This window comes from Microcoleus sp. Pol12A5 (assembly GCF_036701435.1).
Classification (GTDB): domain Bacteria; phylum Cyanobacteriota; class Cyanobacteriia; order Cyanobacteriales; family Microcoleaceae; genus Microcoleus.
This window is the reverse complement of sequence record NZ_JAUBQU010000048.1, coordinates 16,101-30,830: the sequence shown is the minus strand read 5'-3', so window position 1 is coordinate 30,830 and position 14,730 is coordinate 16,101. Positions and strand designations below refer to the sequence as shown.

The 14,730-nt window shown below is 45.0% G+C and carries 18 protein-coding genes; 9 read left to right on the top strand and 9 right to left on the bottom strand.

Annotated features, from left to right (window positions below):
• Together QUA45_RS14815 and QUA45_RS14810 are read left to right on the top strand one after the other, a co-directional pair.
• Positions 1-726: hypothetical protein (locus QUA45_RS14815; RefSeq protein ID WP_333221304.1), on the top strand; the 726-nt coding region annotated here is incomplete at its 5' end.
• Between the two features lie 208 nt (positions 727-934).
• Complete coding sequence (locus QUA45_RS14810; protein WP_333221317.1) at positions 935-1,876, top strand: glutathione S-transferase family protein; 942 nt, start codon at positions 935-937, stop codon at positions 1,874-1,876.
• Positions 1,877-2,157: 281 nt separating this feature from the next.
• On the opposite strand, the gene QUA45_RS14805 is transcribed toward QUA45_RS14810, so the two are convergent.
• The 5 genes from QUA45_RS14805 to QUA45_RS14785 all read right to left on the bottom strand — a co-directional run bounded on the left by QUA45_RS14805 (position 2,158) and on the right by QUA45_RS14785 (position 4,823).
• On the bottom strand, positions 2,158-2,436 hold the full coding sequence (locus tag QUA45_RS14805; protein WP_333099584.1) for a type II toxin-antitoxin system PemK/MazF family toxin: 279 nt from the start codon (positions 2,434-2,436) through the stop codon (positions 2,158-2,160).
• Positions 2,430-2,678: an AbrB/MazE/SpoVT family DNA-binding domain-containing protein gene (locus QUA45_RS14800; RefSeq protein WP_333221302.1), complete on the bottom strand. Its 249-nt coding sequence runs from the start codon at positions 2,676-2,678 to the stop codon at positions 2,430-2,432. Before QUA45_RS14800 ends, QUA45_RS14805 begins: the two co-directional genes overlap by 7 nt.
• Before the next feature lie 169 nt (positions 2,679-2,847).
• Positions 2,848-3,111, bottom strand: a complete 264-nt coding sequence (locus tag QUA45_RS14795; protein ID WP_333221300.1) for a hypothetical protein — start codon at positions 3,109-3,111, stop codon at positions 2,848-2,850.
• Positions 3,108-3,428, bottom strand: coding sequence for a hypothetical protein (locus QUA45_RS14790; RefSeq protein WP_333099587.1), 321 nt, complete (start codon positions 3,426-3,428; stop codon positions 3,108-3,110). The genes QUA45_RS14795 and QUA45_RS14790 overlap by 4 nt, the downstream gene beginning before the upstream one ends.
• A 543-nt stretch (positions 3,429-3,971) precedes the next feature.
• Entirely contained in the window at positions 3,972-4,823 is an 852-nt protein-coding gene (locus tag QUA45_RS14785; RefSeq protein WP_333221298.1) for a hypothetical protein, read from the bottom strand.
• Positions 4,824-5,209: 386 nt separating this feature from the next.
• Here QUA45_RS14785 and QUA45_RS14780 point away from each other — a divergent pair, with 386 nt between their 5' ends.
• Positions 5,210-5,659 (top strand): REP-associated tyrosine transposase, encoded by a 450-nt coding sequence (locus QUA45_RS14780; RefSeq protein WP_333099589.1) that lies wholly within the window; start codon positions 5,210-5,212, stop codon positions 5,657-5,659.
• Between the two features lie 390 nt (positions 5,660-6,049).
• On the opposite strand, the gene thyD is transcribed toward QUA45_RS14780, so the two are convergent.
• Positions 6,050-6,976: a thylakoid membrane protein ThyD gene (thyD, locus tag QUA45_RS14775; RefSeq protein WP_333221296.1), complete on the bottom strand. Its 927-nt coding sequence runs from the start codon at positions 6,974-6,976 to the stop codon at positions 6,050-6,052.
• Between the two features lie 148 nt (positions 6,977-7,124).
• Here thyD and QUA45_RS14770 point away from each other — a divergent pair, with 148 nt between their 5' ends.
• The gene (locus QUA45_RS14770) at positions 7,125-8,756 is read left to right on the top strand and encodes a DUF3352 domain-containing protein (protein WP_333221294.1); all 1,632 of its coding nucleotides are present in this window, start codon (positions 7,125-7,127) and stop codon (positions 8,754-8,756) included.
• 140 nt (positions 8,757-8,896) lie between these two features.
• On the opposite strand, the gene QUA45_RS14765 is transcribed toward QUA45_RS14770, so the two are convergent.
• The 3 genes from QUA45_RS14765 to QUA45_RS14755 form a co-directional block, all read right to left on the bottom strand.
• Positions 8,897-9,094, bottom strand: coding sequence for a hypothetical protein (locus QUA45_RS14765; RefSeq protein ID WP_006632682.1), 198 nt, complete (start codon positions 9,092-9,094; stop codon positions 8,897-8,899).
• Between the two features lie 196 nt (positions 9,095-9,290).
• Positions 9,291-9,707, bottom strand: coding sequence for a tetratricopeptide repeat protein (locus QUA45_RS14760; RefSeq protein ID WP_333070877.1), 417 nt, complete (start codon positions 9,705-9,707; stop codon positions 9,291-9,293).
• An 87-nt stretch (positions 9,708-9,794) separates the two neighbouring features.
• Positions 9,795-10,148 carry an iron-sulfur cluster assembly accessory protein gene (locus QUA45_RS14755; RefSeq protein ID WP_333221292.1) on the bottom strand — a complete coding sequence of 118 codons (354 nt, stop codon included), beginning with the start codon at positions 10,146-10,148 and terminating at the stop codon, positions 9,795-9,797.
• Between the two features lie 245 nt (positions 10,149-10,393).
• Here QUA45_RS14755 and QUA45_RS14750 point away from each other — a divergent pair, with 245 nt between their 5' ends.
• The 5 genes from QUA45_RS14750 to QUA45_RS14730 form a co-directional block, all read left to right on the top strand.
• Positions 10,394-12,046: a DUF6930 domain-containing protein gene (locus QUA45_RS14750; protein ID WP_333099592.1), complete on the top strand. Its 1,653-nt coding sequence runs from the start codon at positions 10,394-10,396 to the stop codon at positions 12,044-12,046.
• 101 nt (positions 12,047-12,147) lie between these two features.
• Complete coding sequence (locus QUA45_RS14745; protein ID WP_333099593.1) at positions 12,148-12,402, top strand: hypothetical protein; 255 nt, start codon at positions 12,148-12,150, stop codon at positions 12,400-12,402.
• Positions 12,392-12,763, top strand: coding sequence for a type II toxin-antitoxin system PemK/MazF family toxin (locus QUA45_RS14740; protein ID WP_333221290.1), 372 nt, complete (start codon positions 12,392-12,394; stop codon positions 12,761-12,763). The genes QUA45_RS14745 and QUA45_RS14740 overlap by 11 nt, the downstream gene beginning before the upstream one ends.
• A 60-nt stretch (positions 12,764-12,823) precedes the next feature.
• Positions 12,824-14,260 (top strand): 9,9'-di-cis-zeta-carotene desaturase, encoded by a 1,437-nt coding sequence (gene zds, locus QUA45_RS14735; RefSeq protein ID WP_333221316.1) that lies wholly within the window; start codon positions 12,824-12,826, stop codon positions 14,258-14,260.
• Between the two features lie 105 nt (positions 14,261-14,365).
• A partial coding sequence (locus tag QUA45_RS14730) for an SRPBCC family protein (RefSeq protein ID WP_333221288.1) occupies positions 14,366-14,730 on the top strand: 365 nt, incomplete at its 3' end.

The following is a 14,730-nucleotide window of genomic DNA, read 5'->3' as shown; positions in this document are numbered from 1 at the left end:
GATCGCGCGATCGAGCTTTACGCCAACCCCAACGAGCCATATCAAGGGGTAGTAAGGCTTTACCAGTTAGCAGACAGCGCTGACAGTGCGTTAGGTGCAACGGCTATGGCCAGTAAAATCAGCGAAAACATTGGCTTTTTTTCCTTTCTGAACCGCCTCACTCCCAAAGCTGACACAACTCAAACGATCGACTTGTGCGTCAAAGTGGCGATCGAGCTAATTGCCTTCTGCAAACTTAACAATATTTCCCTTGACAATGTGGGAAGCTTTGCTAATTATTTATCCAATTACAAAAGCGAATCTCTGATGCGGATGGCTGCATTAGTATGCGCTGACGGTTTAATTCCCCTTGGCCCGGACTTCCTTAGAGTAGCGCAAAATACCCTAGGTGGCTTGAATCATTCAGCCTTGCAGCAAAACTCAACATTCCAAAATATCAGCAATCTAATTCCCGGTGCAAATAATTCACAAAAGTTCGGATTTGTGACAGCAACTTTCGCCTCAGCGCAAGGTTGGATGAACAATTTAGTACAGTCTCGCGGCTTAACTCCCGCCACAGTTTTAGGCAATCTCAAGCAATACGTTGATGTTACCGATGACAAATTGGATTATGTCGCTGCGTTTTTGGACATGACTACCAATTATTACGAACATACGGGAATTCAGACAGTTGCTCGCCGATTGATCGATCGAGCTTATGCTGAAATAGCCTCTGGCAGATACTAGAAAAGTCGTTCTCAGGTGAGGGAACAGAGCGAGGCAGAGCCTCGGTATCTGCGTTCCCAGGCAGAGCCTGGGGACGAGGGGAGAAACTTCGCAATGTGAGTTAAAATAAGCTGATTATGTTTAGCAAACCTCTTTTAATCGCATTGTGAAAAACAAATCGCTTCCTTCATCCGTAACAGTCAAGCTAGGCAAATTTGTCTGGACATCAATGTGGCAATTAATGATGTCAAAACTAGCGCCGCCCGATCGCACGGGAGCATACATTCGCCCCAGCAGCAGTTTCCGCAACTTTGTCAGCACAGAAGCAGACAACCCTCACCAGCCCGCTGCGGGGCGGTATCGCCTCTTCGTGGGTACGGGATGCCCTTGGGCGCACCGCACTCTGGTGACGAGGGCGCTCAAAGGGCTTGAAGATGCGATATCGGTGTCTGTTGTCTATCCCTCTGAAGGGGGAATGTGGGTGATGGAGTCGGAGACTTTTGGCTGCAACACGATGCCGGAACTTTACCAGTTGGCTTTACCGGGCTATCAGGGGCGGTTTACGGTGCCGGTGCTGTGGGATGACTCGACAAAGACGATCGTCAATAACGAGAGTTCGGAAATTATTGTGATGCTAAACTCCGAGTTTAACGAGTTTGCTAGCAATCCTCAAATGGATCTTTATCCTCTGGATTTGCGATCGCAAATTGACGAGTGGAATGAGAAGATTTACCAATCGGTGAATAACGGTGTTTATCGCTGCGGTTTCGCGCAATCTCAAGCTGCTTATGACTCGGCTTGCAGTGAATTGTTTGCTGTTTTAGACGAGATCGATCGATCGCTCTTGAGGAGTCGTTACCTTTGTGGCGATCGGGTGACTTTAGCAGACGTGCGGCTTTTTACTACTCTATTCCGTTTTGATGCAGTTTACTACAGCTTGTTCAAATGCAATGTGCGCCGCATTCAAGATTACGAGCATTTGGGAGCTTATCTGCGCGATTTGTACCAGTTACCGGGAGTTGCTGGCACTTGCGATTTGGAGGCTGTGAAGCGCGATTATTACGGCAATTTGTTCCCGCTGAATCCCGGCTGCATTATCCCCGCTGGGCCCGATCCGGCGAGTTTGCTCAAAGCTCACGATCGCGCAGGGATCAGAAACCGGGTTTCTTAACAAAATCGGGCGTGAAGATGCCAGAATTATCGCAGAAACCCGGTTTCTAGGATGCTTGGGCGATCGCGTGGGGACTCAGAAACCGGGTTTCTTACCCAAATCGGGCGTGAGGATGCCAAAATTATCGCAGAAACCCGATTTCTTGGCTGAGGGTCGATCTTGTTAATGCCAACTCTACAACTGCCGTATTCTTGATGATTAACTACTCATCAACAGTCATATCTTCAAACAAAATAGGTTCAATTCGCTTCAATACTTCCTTAACTAAATCTTCTGGACATTCACCAATCAAACTTGCTTGCCTTGAGCGATAATCTTGCATAACGGAGTTGATCAGTCATAATTACACCTGTTACCGCTTCACCTTCAGGAATGGGAACATAAAACGGATTTTTGCGTTGTGTGGTGCTAATCGGACAGACAAACACAAACCCCATTTTTCGGTTAAATTTAGTTTGACTTACAACCAGTGCAGGTCTAGTACCCATTTGTTCGTGTCCGGCTTGAGGATCGAAATTGAGGCGAATGAAATGACCTCGTTCTGGGATATATTTTACCAAAATTCTTCTCCTTCTGGTTTTCCCCAAGAGATTTCTTCGCTGGGTTCTATTTCGCCTGCTAATAATTCATCTAGGGTATATTTGGAAATTTTCTGATTTACAGGTTCTATGACTATTTTTCCATTTTCTATACGGCAAATTACTGAATCATCTACTTTCAGGTTGAAATATTTTACAATATAGTCCGGTATTGGCAAAGCTAAGGAATTACCCAAGTTGCTGATGTTTATTTTTTCTGTCATATATTATTCACCACATAAACAGTTCTTTGTCAACATAAACATATTTCCCCAAAACCGTCAGTGGTATCATCTCCCCTCTCCCAAGTAAATCAATTGAAACCCCATCTCTAATCAATATTTTAAACAATTCCTCGTCATCTTTTATTAAACTAGCATCTAATTCAATAACTTAACCTTCTTCCCCCATTACCTCCAACAAATCAGAAGTAGATACTTGAAATATTTCCTGATTACACCGCGCAGTCAAGCAATTGCCGTAACTTTCCGTAGCTTCAATATCAGATATTACCCATTGCTTTAAGAGATAATTTTTGTCTAAATACTCAATGATTTTTGCAACTTTCAATTCCAGTGTTTCTTCTGCTTCCGGGCAAAGAGTCACAGCCCATTTTTGACCGATATTATAGGTAATAGCCGACTTTTCAGATTTCATAGTGCTTCCAAGATTCTACTTCTAGTAGGAGTACCACCAGTGGGATTTGGTATCCACCGATGTTGATGCGGTGGCGGCAGATGATCTGGACGGGGATTGCCATTAGGATAGGTGGGACTGGTAAAATCAATATCTCTTACGGGTTGCCCTGACTCATCAAACTCTCGCGCCTGATAAATCCTCTGGTTATAAGTATCCCATCTTAACTGAGAATCAGGGCCTAGAGCATTCGGATCGGGTCTTGATTCCCCAAGTCGTGGCGGTTGCTGGTTTTTCAGCACCAGTCTGCCATCTGCATAGCGTGAGTGAACTGACAATCTAAGTTTATGCTTTTTACTCAATCAACTTAATTATTATCTCACTTTTTAGAAGGCAATTAGTAGAGATGCGCGATCGCCCGTGCTCAGAAACCGGGTTTCTCCATAAATCTCTGTGATTATCGAAATTGAAGCGAATAAAATGACCTCGTTCGGGGATATATTTTAGCAAAATTCTTCTCCTTCTGGTTTTCCCCAAGAGATTTCTTCGCCCGGTTCTATTTCGCCTGCTAATAATTCATCTAGGGTATATTTGGAAACTTTCTGATTTACAGGCTCTATGACTATTTTTCCATTTTCTATACTGCAAATTACTGCATCATCTGCTTTCAGGTTGAAATATTTGGTTCTTCAGTACGTAGTATGCTAAACAACCCAAAATCAAGCTGTAAACCTTGTTAAATAAGGATTAAACGAAATATCGCTCATTCTAGCCCCATTCATCTAAATAAATAGTCAAAACCTTTGCGGAGCAAAGGTTTTGACTACATTTCTATACAAGTTGGCATACCAAGTAATGAAGAGCCATTATTTTTTGTATACTCATCCAAAGATTTTATAATAATTAGGATCTTTTTTAATAAAAACTCTCAGTCTAAATAATCGATAATAAAACACAACCTGTTTACTTAGTTTGTTGTTGATTTTCTCCCAAAGGGAACGTTTGGGATATTCAATCTGTTTATGGATGTCGAAGTAAATTTGTTTATCCTGAATAATTGCTTGTCCATTTTGGATTCTTACTCGTTCAATATTATCCTTAAAGAATGGAAATTTGTCTTCGCGAAAAAAATCAAATGTCATCCCAATTCGAGCCGCAGCTAGCCCCATAGCATAACCCTCACCATGATAGATTTCTTGCATTTCAAAAAAGTAAGAAATTGTCTGCCAAAGTTCAAAAAATTCCCCTTCTAATCCATTCTGTCTCTTCATGACAAACATAAACTCGTGAAGCCACTTCACTTGTTGAATATCAATATTTAGTTTTTGCCCTGCTGCTTTTATAACTTCAATTTCTTTCGGATTTTTAATGTTTTGTATGCGTTTGACCAAATCAGTACCTGCTCTTGCTGTAATTCCAGGAGACCAATTCATTTCTTCTACTAGAGGGCCTAGCAATCTAACATCAGAGTCTAAAAACATACAACTCTCAAATAGTGAGAGAGCTTTTTCAAGAACGAAACGTTTGTCATGATACCCTTTCACACTCTGGAGGTGGTGCTTGAACACCAGAACATGAGGGAAATTTTTAAACTGCTCTGGTTGATCGCTTAGGATACATAAAGTTGTGGAAGGCATATGGGTCTGGATATCTTGAGCTAGCATCTTTACATGAGCACGATACCTATCACCTACAGCTAGAGTACAAAAACAAAACTTTTCAGATGTGTCCATATGATTTGATCGCAAGAGATGTGAGTTAAACTTGCAGAAATTTTTCGTGAATCTAACTTATGAAAATATTTTATGTTGACACCCTTATTACGATCAGGTGATAATTTAACAGCACATCCCTCGTTTCCAGGCTCTGCCTGGTAACTGATATCCAGAGGCTGAGCCTCGCCTCAACCCACCAACAAACCCTCCATTCCCTTCTAGGCCCTGCCTGGTCCCTCGTTCCCAGGCAGAGCCTGGTAACGCATATCCAGAGGCTGAGCCTCGCCCCAACCCTTAAACAAACCCTCCATTCCCTCGTTCCCTCGTTACCAGGCTCTGCCTGGGAACGCATATCCAAAGGCTGGGCCTCGCCCCAACCCTTAAATAAACCCTCGATCGCCCCAATGGGAAGAAGCAGATACAAAGTAATATATTCCGACAACCAACCGCACTTTGTCACCTCTACAATTATCAACTGGATTCCTGTATTCTGTCAAGCAGAAATAGCACAAATAGTCTTAGATTCCTTAAGTTTTATGCAACGGGAGAAGCGTTTAGCCTTACACGGTTACGTTTTGATGGAAAATCACTTGCACTTAATCGTAACTTCTTCTGAATTGTCAACACAAATGATAAATTTTAAATCATTTACAGCTCGCTCCATAATTGAATTGCTTGAAAAAAATCAAGTTAGAAACATCCTCGATCAACTCGCATTCTATAAAAAGCTACACAAAAAAGACCAAAAATATCAGCTATGGCAAGAAGGGTTCCACCCGCAAGCTATTTTGGATGAGGCAATGCTGTTGCAAAAATTGAAGTATATCTACAATAATCCTGTTATACCAATTTAATGTGAAGTTGCACATATCTCGATCCCCCTAAATCCCCCTTAAGAAGGGGGACTTTGATCGGAATCTTGCCCCCCCCTTACTCAGGGGGGCTAGGGGGGATCGGATTCTATGCAACCTCATAAAAAATTGGTATTAGGCGCGGCTATGTTGACGATCCAGCTTGTTGGAGATATTCTAGTTATCGAAATTATATGGGTCAGGATGGATTGTTGCCAGTTGATTTGATTGATTGTTGAGTCGGATGATTTGTTTGAAGGAGCGAGGCAGAGCCTCTGGATATGCGTTACCAGGCAGAGCCTGGTAACGAGGAATTTTGTTTGAGTCCCTCTCAGCTCGGACTTTGTTTCTTTAGCCCCGAATTCTATTCGGCGGGTTCTGTTCTGTAGGTTCCTAACTTCCCGATAAAATCTCTTCGAGTGCTAATTTCAGCGTCGGATATTGATATTGAAAACCACTAGCTAAAGTTTGTTTCGGCAACACTTTCTGCCCTTCCAAAACAACTTTTGCCCCATCTCCCAACAGCATTTCTAAAGCAAAACTTGGCACCGGCAACCAAGAAGGCCGCTTTAAAACTTCCCCTAAAGTTTGGCACAATTCATTCATCCGCACCGGATTCGGTGCTGTCGCATTCAAAACGCCTTCAACTTGCGAATTTTGCAAAGCGTACAAAATTAAATCAACCACATCCTCGCGATGAACCCAAGAAAACCACTGTTTCCCAGTGCCCAGCGGCCCGCCTGCAAATAGTTTAAAAGGTGGCAGCATTTTTGCCAACGCGCCTCCCATTCCCAAAACTATCCCCAGCCGCAAAATTGCTAGCCGCGTTCCCGCATTTTTGACAGGTTGGGCGGCTGCTTCCCAGTCTTTGCACACTGCTGCTAAAAAATCGTTTCCCGCGAGGCTCGTTTCGTCAAACTCAGCGGTTTCGCTGGTTCCGTAATAGCCGATCGCCGATGCGCTAACAAACACCGATGGTCTAGGATTAGCATTGACGATCGCCTCCACCAATTTTGCCGTCGTCAGTCTGCGACTGTCCAGAATTTCTTGTTGGCGCGCCTCCGTCCACCTTTCCTCCGCAATCGGAACCCCTGCTAAATTGACAACAGCGTCGCAGCCCGCGATCGACTTTTGCCAATCACCAGACTCCGCCGGAGTGTAGGCAACAACTTCCAAATTCGGATAAGCTGAAGCCGGAAAAACTCGGCTAGCCTTCGCCGCATCCCTGCTCAAAACCACCACTTGATGTCCCGCAGCTTGCAGCTTCTCCACCAGCCGGCTACCTACAAATCCCGTTGCTCCCGCGATCGCTACTTTCATCTTTTACCAATAATGCACAGTTCTAGCAGTTTAGACGATCGTCCAAACTTGTTTTGAATTATACAAAAATAAAGAGCAGCCTCGATCGCCTCCCCACAAGCCAAGTGTATTTTCATTAAACTGATAAAGGACGCGAGGAACACAAACCATGCCTGCAAAAAAATCAAAGCTTCTAATTGCTGCCTCCATCGCCGCAGCAGGTAGCGCTGCGGTCTACTTTTACTTCCAGGGTTTGAGCCAACAAGTATCCAACCCTCAAGACAGCGCCAAAGTTGTACCAGACGAAGCAATGATGGCCGCCTTCATCTCGCCCAATCCCCAAGCGTTGTCACAATTGCAGCGATTTGGCACGCCAGGGGCTAAAAAGTTGGTCGGTCAGGGTTTGAAGACCTTTCAAGAACAAAGCTTGGCAGGCACTCAAATTGACTTTGACAGGGACTTAAAGCCTTGGTTAGGGGGGGTGATGGTCGCTTTGCTGCCCCCTGATGCTGTGACGAATACAGAGCCTCCAAAACTGCTGGTTGTAGTCAGCGTGAAAAATAAAATTAGCGCTTGGAATTTTGCTAATAAATTAAAATCTCAGCCCGGTGCAACTACTCAAGAAACCGAGTATAAAGGAGTTAAAATTTTTGAGATTGCAGAGCCAACTGGCAAGCGCTACAGTGTGGCTTTGCTGAACGACCAATTAGTGATGGCTCCTTTGAAAAAGCCTGTGGAATTGGCGATCGATACTTTTAAAGGAGAACCCTCCCTCGCCACCCAGCAGAGCACAACTAAGTTTTTTGCAGAGAGTGCTGGTGTCAAGAATCCCATCGCAACTGTTTATATTGCTGACTATCCGGTGGCAATTGAGCAATTGAAAGCTAATTTGCCCGCAGATATCCAGTTGCCTTGGACAGTGTTTTCGCAGTTCAAACAAGTTAAGTCTTTGGTTGCGGGAATTGGAGCGGATAGTGAGGGATTGAGGGTAAAAACTATTGCTCAGTTAGACCCTAAGTTCGTTCAGCAAAATCCACAATTCGCCTCGAAATTGTTGCCCAGATTTCCGGATGAAACTATTGCTTTAGTCGGCGGCAAGGGACTAGATCAAATTTGGTCGCAAGCGACAGCCCAGGCAAAAGATAGTCCGGAAGTTGACAGGGGAGTTCAGCAGGTGAGGGATAGTTTTAAGCGGTTGGATTTGGATGCGGATCGAGATGTTTTTGGTTGGATGAACGGGGAATTTGCGATCGGGGCGATCGGTTCCAATCAAGGGATTTTGTCTCAGTTGGGGATGGGGGCGGCGATGATTTTTGAAACCAGCGATCGCCCTGCTGCAGAAGCAACCCTGAAAAAACTCGATGCGATCGCCAAAAGCAATCCTACAGTCAGTGTCGCCCCCAGACAAGTTCAAGGCAAAGAAGTTACGGAGTGGCAAATACCCCAGCAAGGCACTTTATTCGGGCACGGTTGGCTGAATGAAAATTCTGTGTTTGTAGCTTTCGGCGGCCCTTTAGTTGATGTGATTACTTCGACGCCACCGCAACCGTTAAGCAGCAGTCGGAGTTTTCAGGCGATCGCTACTTCTTTACCGCGGGCCAACCAAGGTTACTTTTACATAGATATGGAAAAAACCATGTCTTGGGCTAACCAATATTTGCTTGCAGTACAGCCAAATTTAGTTTCCCCGCCCGCCGCTGAATTGCTGAATTCTCTCCGAGGAGTTAGCGTAGCCACAGCTTCTACACAACCGACAACTGCTGAGTTGGAGATGCTTTTTGCCTTGAAATCTAACCGGTAATTCTTCCTTCTATCCTTCTATCCCTTAAATCCCGATTCACTGCGCGTGGCCGGAGTTTTTCCTGACAAAAAAAAGATGCTGCCCTCAATGGAGGGCAGCTACTCAAATAAAGCATCTTAAAGTCTCTCACAACTTCAGAATTAACCTTCAGACATTCCTGATTTATTCGGCAATTGCAAATCATCCGGGTCTACGTAGTGACAAACTGCTTTGTCCATGCAAATCAAGGCCCAGCCGGATTTATCGATGCTCATCAACTTGTAAGAAGCTGGCTGAATAAAGAAACCTTTGTGGTTGCGGGTTGCGGGTTTGATGTTAACGTGGCTGTCAGTGCTCATGTTCTTACAACTCCTAGTATTATGGTAGTAAAATCTGAAAACCGCTGAGCGGGTTTGTCAATCGTCTAAGTTTTCAAATACTAGCACTGACTTTCTGAGTTTTCCATAAAGTTATTTATTGATTTATTACGATCTCGTAATAAAGCGCAAAGCCGATTTCCTCGATCCCCGCCCAAAAATCGACTTGTTTGCGCGGTTACGGCTCCAGAAGCCACTGTTTAACGCGGGCGAGACTCTTCCAGTCGGGTTTTCTCTTTAATCCTTCTTCAAAATTTTTTTTAACTTCGTCGAGCAACTCTTCGGAAGCCATCAGGAGTTGCTGAGCCACTTCTACGTGGGGGCGCACTCCTTTTTCTTTGAGATCGAGGATCGCTACTGCTAGGTTGATGCGAGCTTGGGGGTCGTGAGGGTTCAATTTAACGGCTGTTTTCGCTGCCTTTTGAGCCGGTGCGGGTTTATTTTCCAACAGGTAGAGCCACGCGAGGCTAGCCCAGGCATTGCCATTTTTGGGAGCTTTTTCGCACACTTCTTTAAACACGGGGATCAGATTAGCCGGGGCTTCGCCAGCTTGGTAGCGATCGAAACCGTCTTTAAACAATTCTTCAGGGGTCATTCGATTTTAGATTTTAGATTTGGGATGTTGCACGGAAAAGGGCATGGGGCAGTTAACAACTTTCTGCCCCATGCCCTCTTTTCCGATTTATGTAGAAAAAGAACTGCCACAACCGCAAGTTTGAGTTGCGTTGGGGTTAGTAAACTGAAAACCGCCCCCGATCATAGCATCGCTGAAGTCGAGAACCAAACCGTAGAGATAAAGAATGCTCTTGCGATCGCAAACTACCTGAAAACCGTCGTAGTCAAACACTTCATCGTCGGGTTTCACAGTGCTGGGATCTGCGAAATCCATCACGTAGGACATTCCAGAGCATCCGCCCTGGCGCACCCCTACCCGCAAGCAGAGGTCTTTACCTTGTTTTTCTCTCAGGGCTAAAACTTGACGGACAGCAGAGTCCGTCATTTGAATGCCGCGCTTTTCAGAAATGGCTTGAGTCATAATTTGCCGAACTCCTGAGACTGTCTAATGCTAAGAGTTTAATCTTATTGCTCCATTGTACAGGCATTCGCCAGAAGGCATTCGGTTAGATGCTGAAGGCCGAATTTTTAGCTTCTAATTTTTAATTCCCGTGGGGCCTCGTTCCCCAGCTTGATGTCCTCTCCCCCTATAGGGTTTATGATTGAGAAGCAGCGGTTGACCGGCTATCGGCACCGCAACAATGCTTCACCCAACGGGCTTACTCTATGGCAGCGCTGAATCGCTCTACTCTTCGTCGGCTACAAAACTTACCTCAAATTCCCAGCGTGTGGGAGGGCGATCGCCGACCCTTATCTAATGCTGACTCACACATGATGCTAGATGACGATGACGTTCTAGAAGCTGGTGGCGAGTGCATTCTCTGGGTCGATGGCTCCGAAGGAGTCGTGAGGGCTATGGACATGGTAGGCCCAGATGCTGGCCCAGAGGCGATCGTCCGGGCCCTGCTACGGGCAATGGAACATCCCCAAAGTCCGGCTCCCGCAGTCCGCCCCCAAAAAATAGTAGTTAAAAACCGAGAAATTCAATTTTATCTGCGGGGCGTACTTCAAGATTTAAGCATTTCCATTGACTACGTGCCGGAATTGCCCTTAATTGACGAAATATTTCGCGGCATGGAAGAGGTGGCGATCAACAGACCTCCTGAGTTACCCCCTCAGTATGCTGAAGTTTTAATGGAAAAAGCTGCTCAAATTTGGCATGATGCTCCGTGGCGGACTTTGAGCGAACACCAAATTATATCTATTGAAATCAATCAGTGGGATGTCGGCAGCCTCTACGTGTCGGTATTGGGGCAAGCCAGAATGGATTATGGAGTTTTACTGTACCGTTCTCTAGAATCCTTGAAACGGTTTCGAGAACGAGTCGTCAACGATGAATCTTTTGAAGATTTAGAACAGGCTTTTTTAGGGCAAGACTGTTTGTTTGTTACCTTTGAAAGTGCAGCAGATATTGATGAGGACGACGACGAAGAAATTGATTTAGCCGATTTGCCTCCATCGGAAATTGAACCAAATTTCGGCAACCTGCATCCTTTAGAAGGATTGCGATCGATTCTTTACGAAGAAGAAGCTCTCACGATGTTAGTGGCTCTCGAAGCATTTCATCGCTTTTTCCGCAACGGTCGCCGGAAATTGGGATCGGACACTTTTCCCAGTCTTAGCAGCCGCTACCGCATCCCCGTTCCGCAGGCTGACGGAGAAATTCAACAGGTATCCGTTAAAGTTTCCACGATGCCCGAGGTATCAGACGAATTATTACAGATGCTCGGTGATGACGATGATGACGATGATGACGATGATGATGATGAATTTGACACGCCACTGCTGCGGGACGATTTGGTGCCGCAAAATTCATTTTTGAGTCTCGGCGCCGTACCTTGGGAAACGGTAGATTTCCTGCGCCAAAGTGTCCAGTTTCACCAAGGTGCAGAAATTGATATTAATACCGCCGGAGATGGTTTGCCGGTGGTGATGATCCAAACTTCTCATCCGAAGGCAAAAACTATGATTCAGGATTTGAAAGAAGCTGGAGGCGTGAAGGGGATTGGTTTTAATCCGGGCGAAAATCCTTTTCAGGATGAGCAATATGACTTGGGTATTTTGCAAACCAAAAATGGGGAGCTGTATTTGTTTGGAGAGTTTAATGAAGACGATCCGGTGCATCAGGAAGCTCGCAAGAAGTGGGATCGCCGCTGTAAATTAACCAACGGTTGGTGCGGTTTGATTATTGCTAAAGGGTTGATGGGTGCTTCTCGCGGTCAGCCTCAGTTTAAGGATATGATCGCTTTGCTTGAGGTGCGCTGGGTGTCTGCTAAAGAGTTGGGAATTGGGCCGCTTCAGTTGATGCCGATGTTTTGAAGTTAGTTGACTGTTGACTGTTTTAAGAAGAAAGAGGTAAAAGTAATTTGCAAGGTGCGCCGCAGCGCACCGTAGTTCTTAAATTATTAAGGAGAATGATTATGTCAAATTATACTCAAAAGCGAGAAGTGTTAGTCGCCCTTGATGCTGAATTCGCGGAGAAAATAGACCAATTTACTGATAATTGGACGGAGGCGATCGAACAAGCTCTCCGTCTCTGGTACGCTAAGCAAATAGAAGACAAGTTGCGGAAATTTTATCAAAACCGCAGCCAAGAAGATATTGAGGATGAAAAACAATGGTTTAATTTGGTAGAGGAACAGATAGAAGAAACATGGAGCAGCGATGGACTCTAACTCAACAGTAAAAACTTATCCCCGCCAAGGTGAGATTTATCTTTCTAGGGCTTTACGTCAGTTAGGAGATACAAAAAAAAGACCTGTAGTTGTGGTTTCTCCCGATATCCGCAACGAGTTTACTGATTCTGTAATTGTTGTTCCTTTCACAAGTAACCTTGCAGGAGTAGAAAATCCTACTCGCGTCTTGATTCCTCCGGGTGAGGGAGGATTGCAAGCTGATTCTCTAGCTGTATGTGAAAACGTTTCTGCTTTGCGGCAGACATTCCTAGAACAAGGTCCTTACGGTCAAATTAGTGCCGATGTCCTAGCAAGAATTCAGAGGGCTGTACAAGTGTCGATCGGCATTTATGAACTTTGAATGTTTCGGAAATTCTAAAATTTGTTACAATCTGTAAAAATACGGGAAAGGATAGGTAAAATGCGGGTTGCGATCGCAGGTGCGGGACTGGCTGGAATGACCACAGCAGTCGATTTAGTGGAGGCCGGCCACGAAGTAGAAATTTTTGAATCCCGCCCCTTTGTCGGCGGCAAAGTCGGCAGTTGGGTAGATCCCGACGGCAATCACGTTGAAATGGGTTTGCACGTCTTCTTCGGCTGTTATTATAACTTATTTGCCCTGATGAAAAAAGTGGGAGCTTTTGACGATTTGCTCCTCAAAGAACACGTCCACACTTTTATCAATCGAGGTGGCGAAACAGGTTCTTTAGATTTTCGCTTTCCGGTGGGTGCTCCTTTGCACGGTTTGAAGGCATTTTTCACGACATCTCAGCTATCCGTACAAGACAAAATTCAAAATGCGATCGCCCTGGGAACTAGCCCGATCGTCCGAGGTTTGATAGACTTTGACGGGGCAATGAAAACTATCCGCGATTTGGATAAAATTAGCTTCGCTGACTGGTTCCGCAGCCAAGGTGGCAACCAAAACTCGCTCAAAAGAATGTGGAATCCGATCGCCTACGCACTGGGTTTTATCGACACTGAAAATATTTCTGCGCGGTGTATGTTGACAATATTTCAATTCTTTGCATCAAAAACCGAAGCCTCTGTCATGCGGATGCTAGCCGGTTCTCCCAACGAATATTTGCACAAGCCAATTGTGGAATATTTGGAAAAGAAAGGAGCAAAAATTTACACGCGGCGCAGAGTAAGAGAAATTCAGTTTGAAGAAGGCGAAGAAACCCGCGTAACAGGCTTGCTAGTAGCTAACGGCGAAACAGAAGAAAATATTACCGCCGACGCTTATGTTTTCGCCTGCGACGTGCCAGGAATTCAGAAAATATTGCCCCCAGCTTGGCGCAAATGGTCAGAATTTGACAACATTTATAAATTAGATGCGGTGCCGGTTGCTACAGTACAATTGCGGTTTGACGGTTGGGTAACGGAACTGGAAGACGAAGGCAAGCGCAAACAGTTGAGTCACGCTGTAGGAATCGATAATTTGCTATATTCAGCAGATGCAGATTTTTCTTGTTTTGCAGATTTGGCGCTGACAAGTCCCAAAGATTATTATCAAGAAGGAAAAGGTTCGCTGCTGCAGTTGGTGCTGACACCGGGAGATCCGTTTATTAAACAAAGCAATGAGGCGATCGCCCAACACGTACTTAAGCAAGTTCAGGATTTATTTCCCTCAGCGCGGGAATTAAACATGACTTGGTACAGTGTAGTTAAGCTCGCTCAATCTTTGTATCGCGAAGCACCGGGAATGGATGTTTTCCGCCCTGCTCAAAAAACTCCGATAGCCAATTTCTTTCTAGCAGGAAGTTACACTCAGCAAGACTACATCGATAGCATGGAAGGAGCGACACTTTCAGGCCATCAAGCGGCTAAGGCAATTCTCGAAGCTTACAGTCATTAGTCATTAGTCCTCTCTCGTTTTCTCTGGTGGTTCCCAGGCCTAGCCTGGGAACAAAAAAGAAACAATTCTTCAATCTAAAATCTAAAATCTAAAATCTAAAATCCCATGACTGATTGGTTAGAACACAGCGTCCAAGTAGAAGTGGCAATTCCCATCGAATTAGCGTGGCAACTCTGGTCAGATTTAGAGCAAATGCCGCGCTGGATGAAATGGATCGAATCTGTTCATGTTCTCGAAGAAAATCCAGAATTATCTCGCTGGAAACTTGCAACTGGCGGGTTAGAATTTAGCTGGCTTTCTCGGATTCTCAAATTAGTGCCGAATCAGATAATTCAGTGGGAGTCGGTAGATGGTTTGCCAAATCGAGGTGCCGTAAGATTTTACGATCGCAAAGACAGCAGTATCGTCAAGCTGACAGTGGCTTACGGAATTCCCGGCTGGCTGGGAAAATTGATGGATAACCTATTTCT

Coding starts and splice junctions, on each gene's coding strand:
- QUA45_RS14810 (WP_333221317.1), top strand. CDS start 935: ATGTGGCAATTAATGATGTCAAAACTAGCGCCGCCCGATCGCACGGGA.
- QUA45_RS14800 (WP_333221302.1), bottom strand. CDS start 2,678: ATGACAGAAAAAATAAACATCAGCAACTTGGGTAATTCCTTAGCTTTG.
- QUA45_RS14795 (WP_333221300.1), bottom strand. CDS start 3,111: ATGAAATCTGAAAAGTCGGCTATTACCTATAATATCGGTCAAAAATGG.
- QUA45_RS14785 (WP_333221298.1), bottom strand. CDS start 4,823: ATGGACACATCTGAAAAGTTTTGTTTTTGTACTCTAGCTGTAGGTGAT.
- QUA45_RS14780 (WP_333099589.1), top strand. CDS start 5,210: ATGGGAAGAAGCAGATACAAAGTAATATATTCCGACAACCAACCGCAC.
- thyD (WP_333221296.1), bottom strand. CDS start 6,976: ATGAAAGTAGCGATCGCGGGAGCAACGGGATTTGTAGGTAGCCGGCTG.
- QUA45_RS14770 (WP_333221294.1), top strand. CDS start 7,125: ATGCCTGCAAAAAAATCAAAGCTTCTAATTGCTGCCTCCATCGCCGCA.
- QUA45_RS14765 (WP_006632682.1), bottom strand. CDS start 9,094: ATGAGCACTGACAGCCACGTTAACATCAAACCCGCAACCCGCAACCAC.
- QUA45_RS14760 (WP_333070877.1), bottom strand. CDS start 9,707: ATGACCCCTGAAGAATTGTTTAAAGACGGTTTCGATCGCTACCAAGCT.
- QUA45_RS14755 (WP_333221292.1), bottom strand. CDS start 10,148: ATGACTCAAGCCATTTCTGAAAAGCGCGGCATTCAAATGACGGACTCT.
- QUA45_RS14750 (WP_333099592.1), top strand. CDS start 10,394: ATGGCAGCGCTGAATCGCTCTACTCTTCGTCGGCTACAAAACTTACCT.
- QUA45_RS14745 (WP_333099593.1), top strand. CDS start 12,148: ATGTCAAATTATACTCAAAAGCGAGAAGTGTTAGTCGCCCTTGATGCT.
- QUA45_RS14740 (WP_333221290.1), top strand. CDS start 12,392: ATGGACTCTAACTCAACAGTAAAAACTTATCCCCGCCAAGGTGAGATT.
- zds (WP_333221316.1), top strand. CDS start 12,824: ATGCGGGTTGCGATCGCAGGTGCGGGACTGGCTGGAATGACCACAGCA.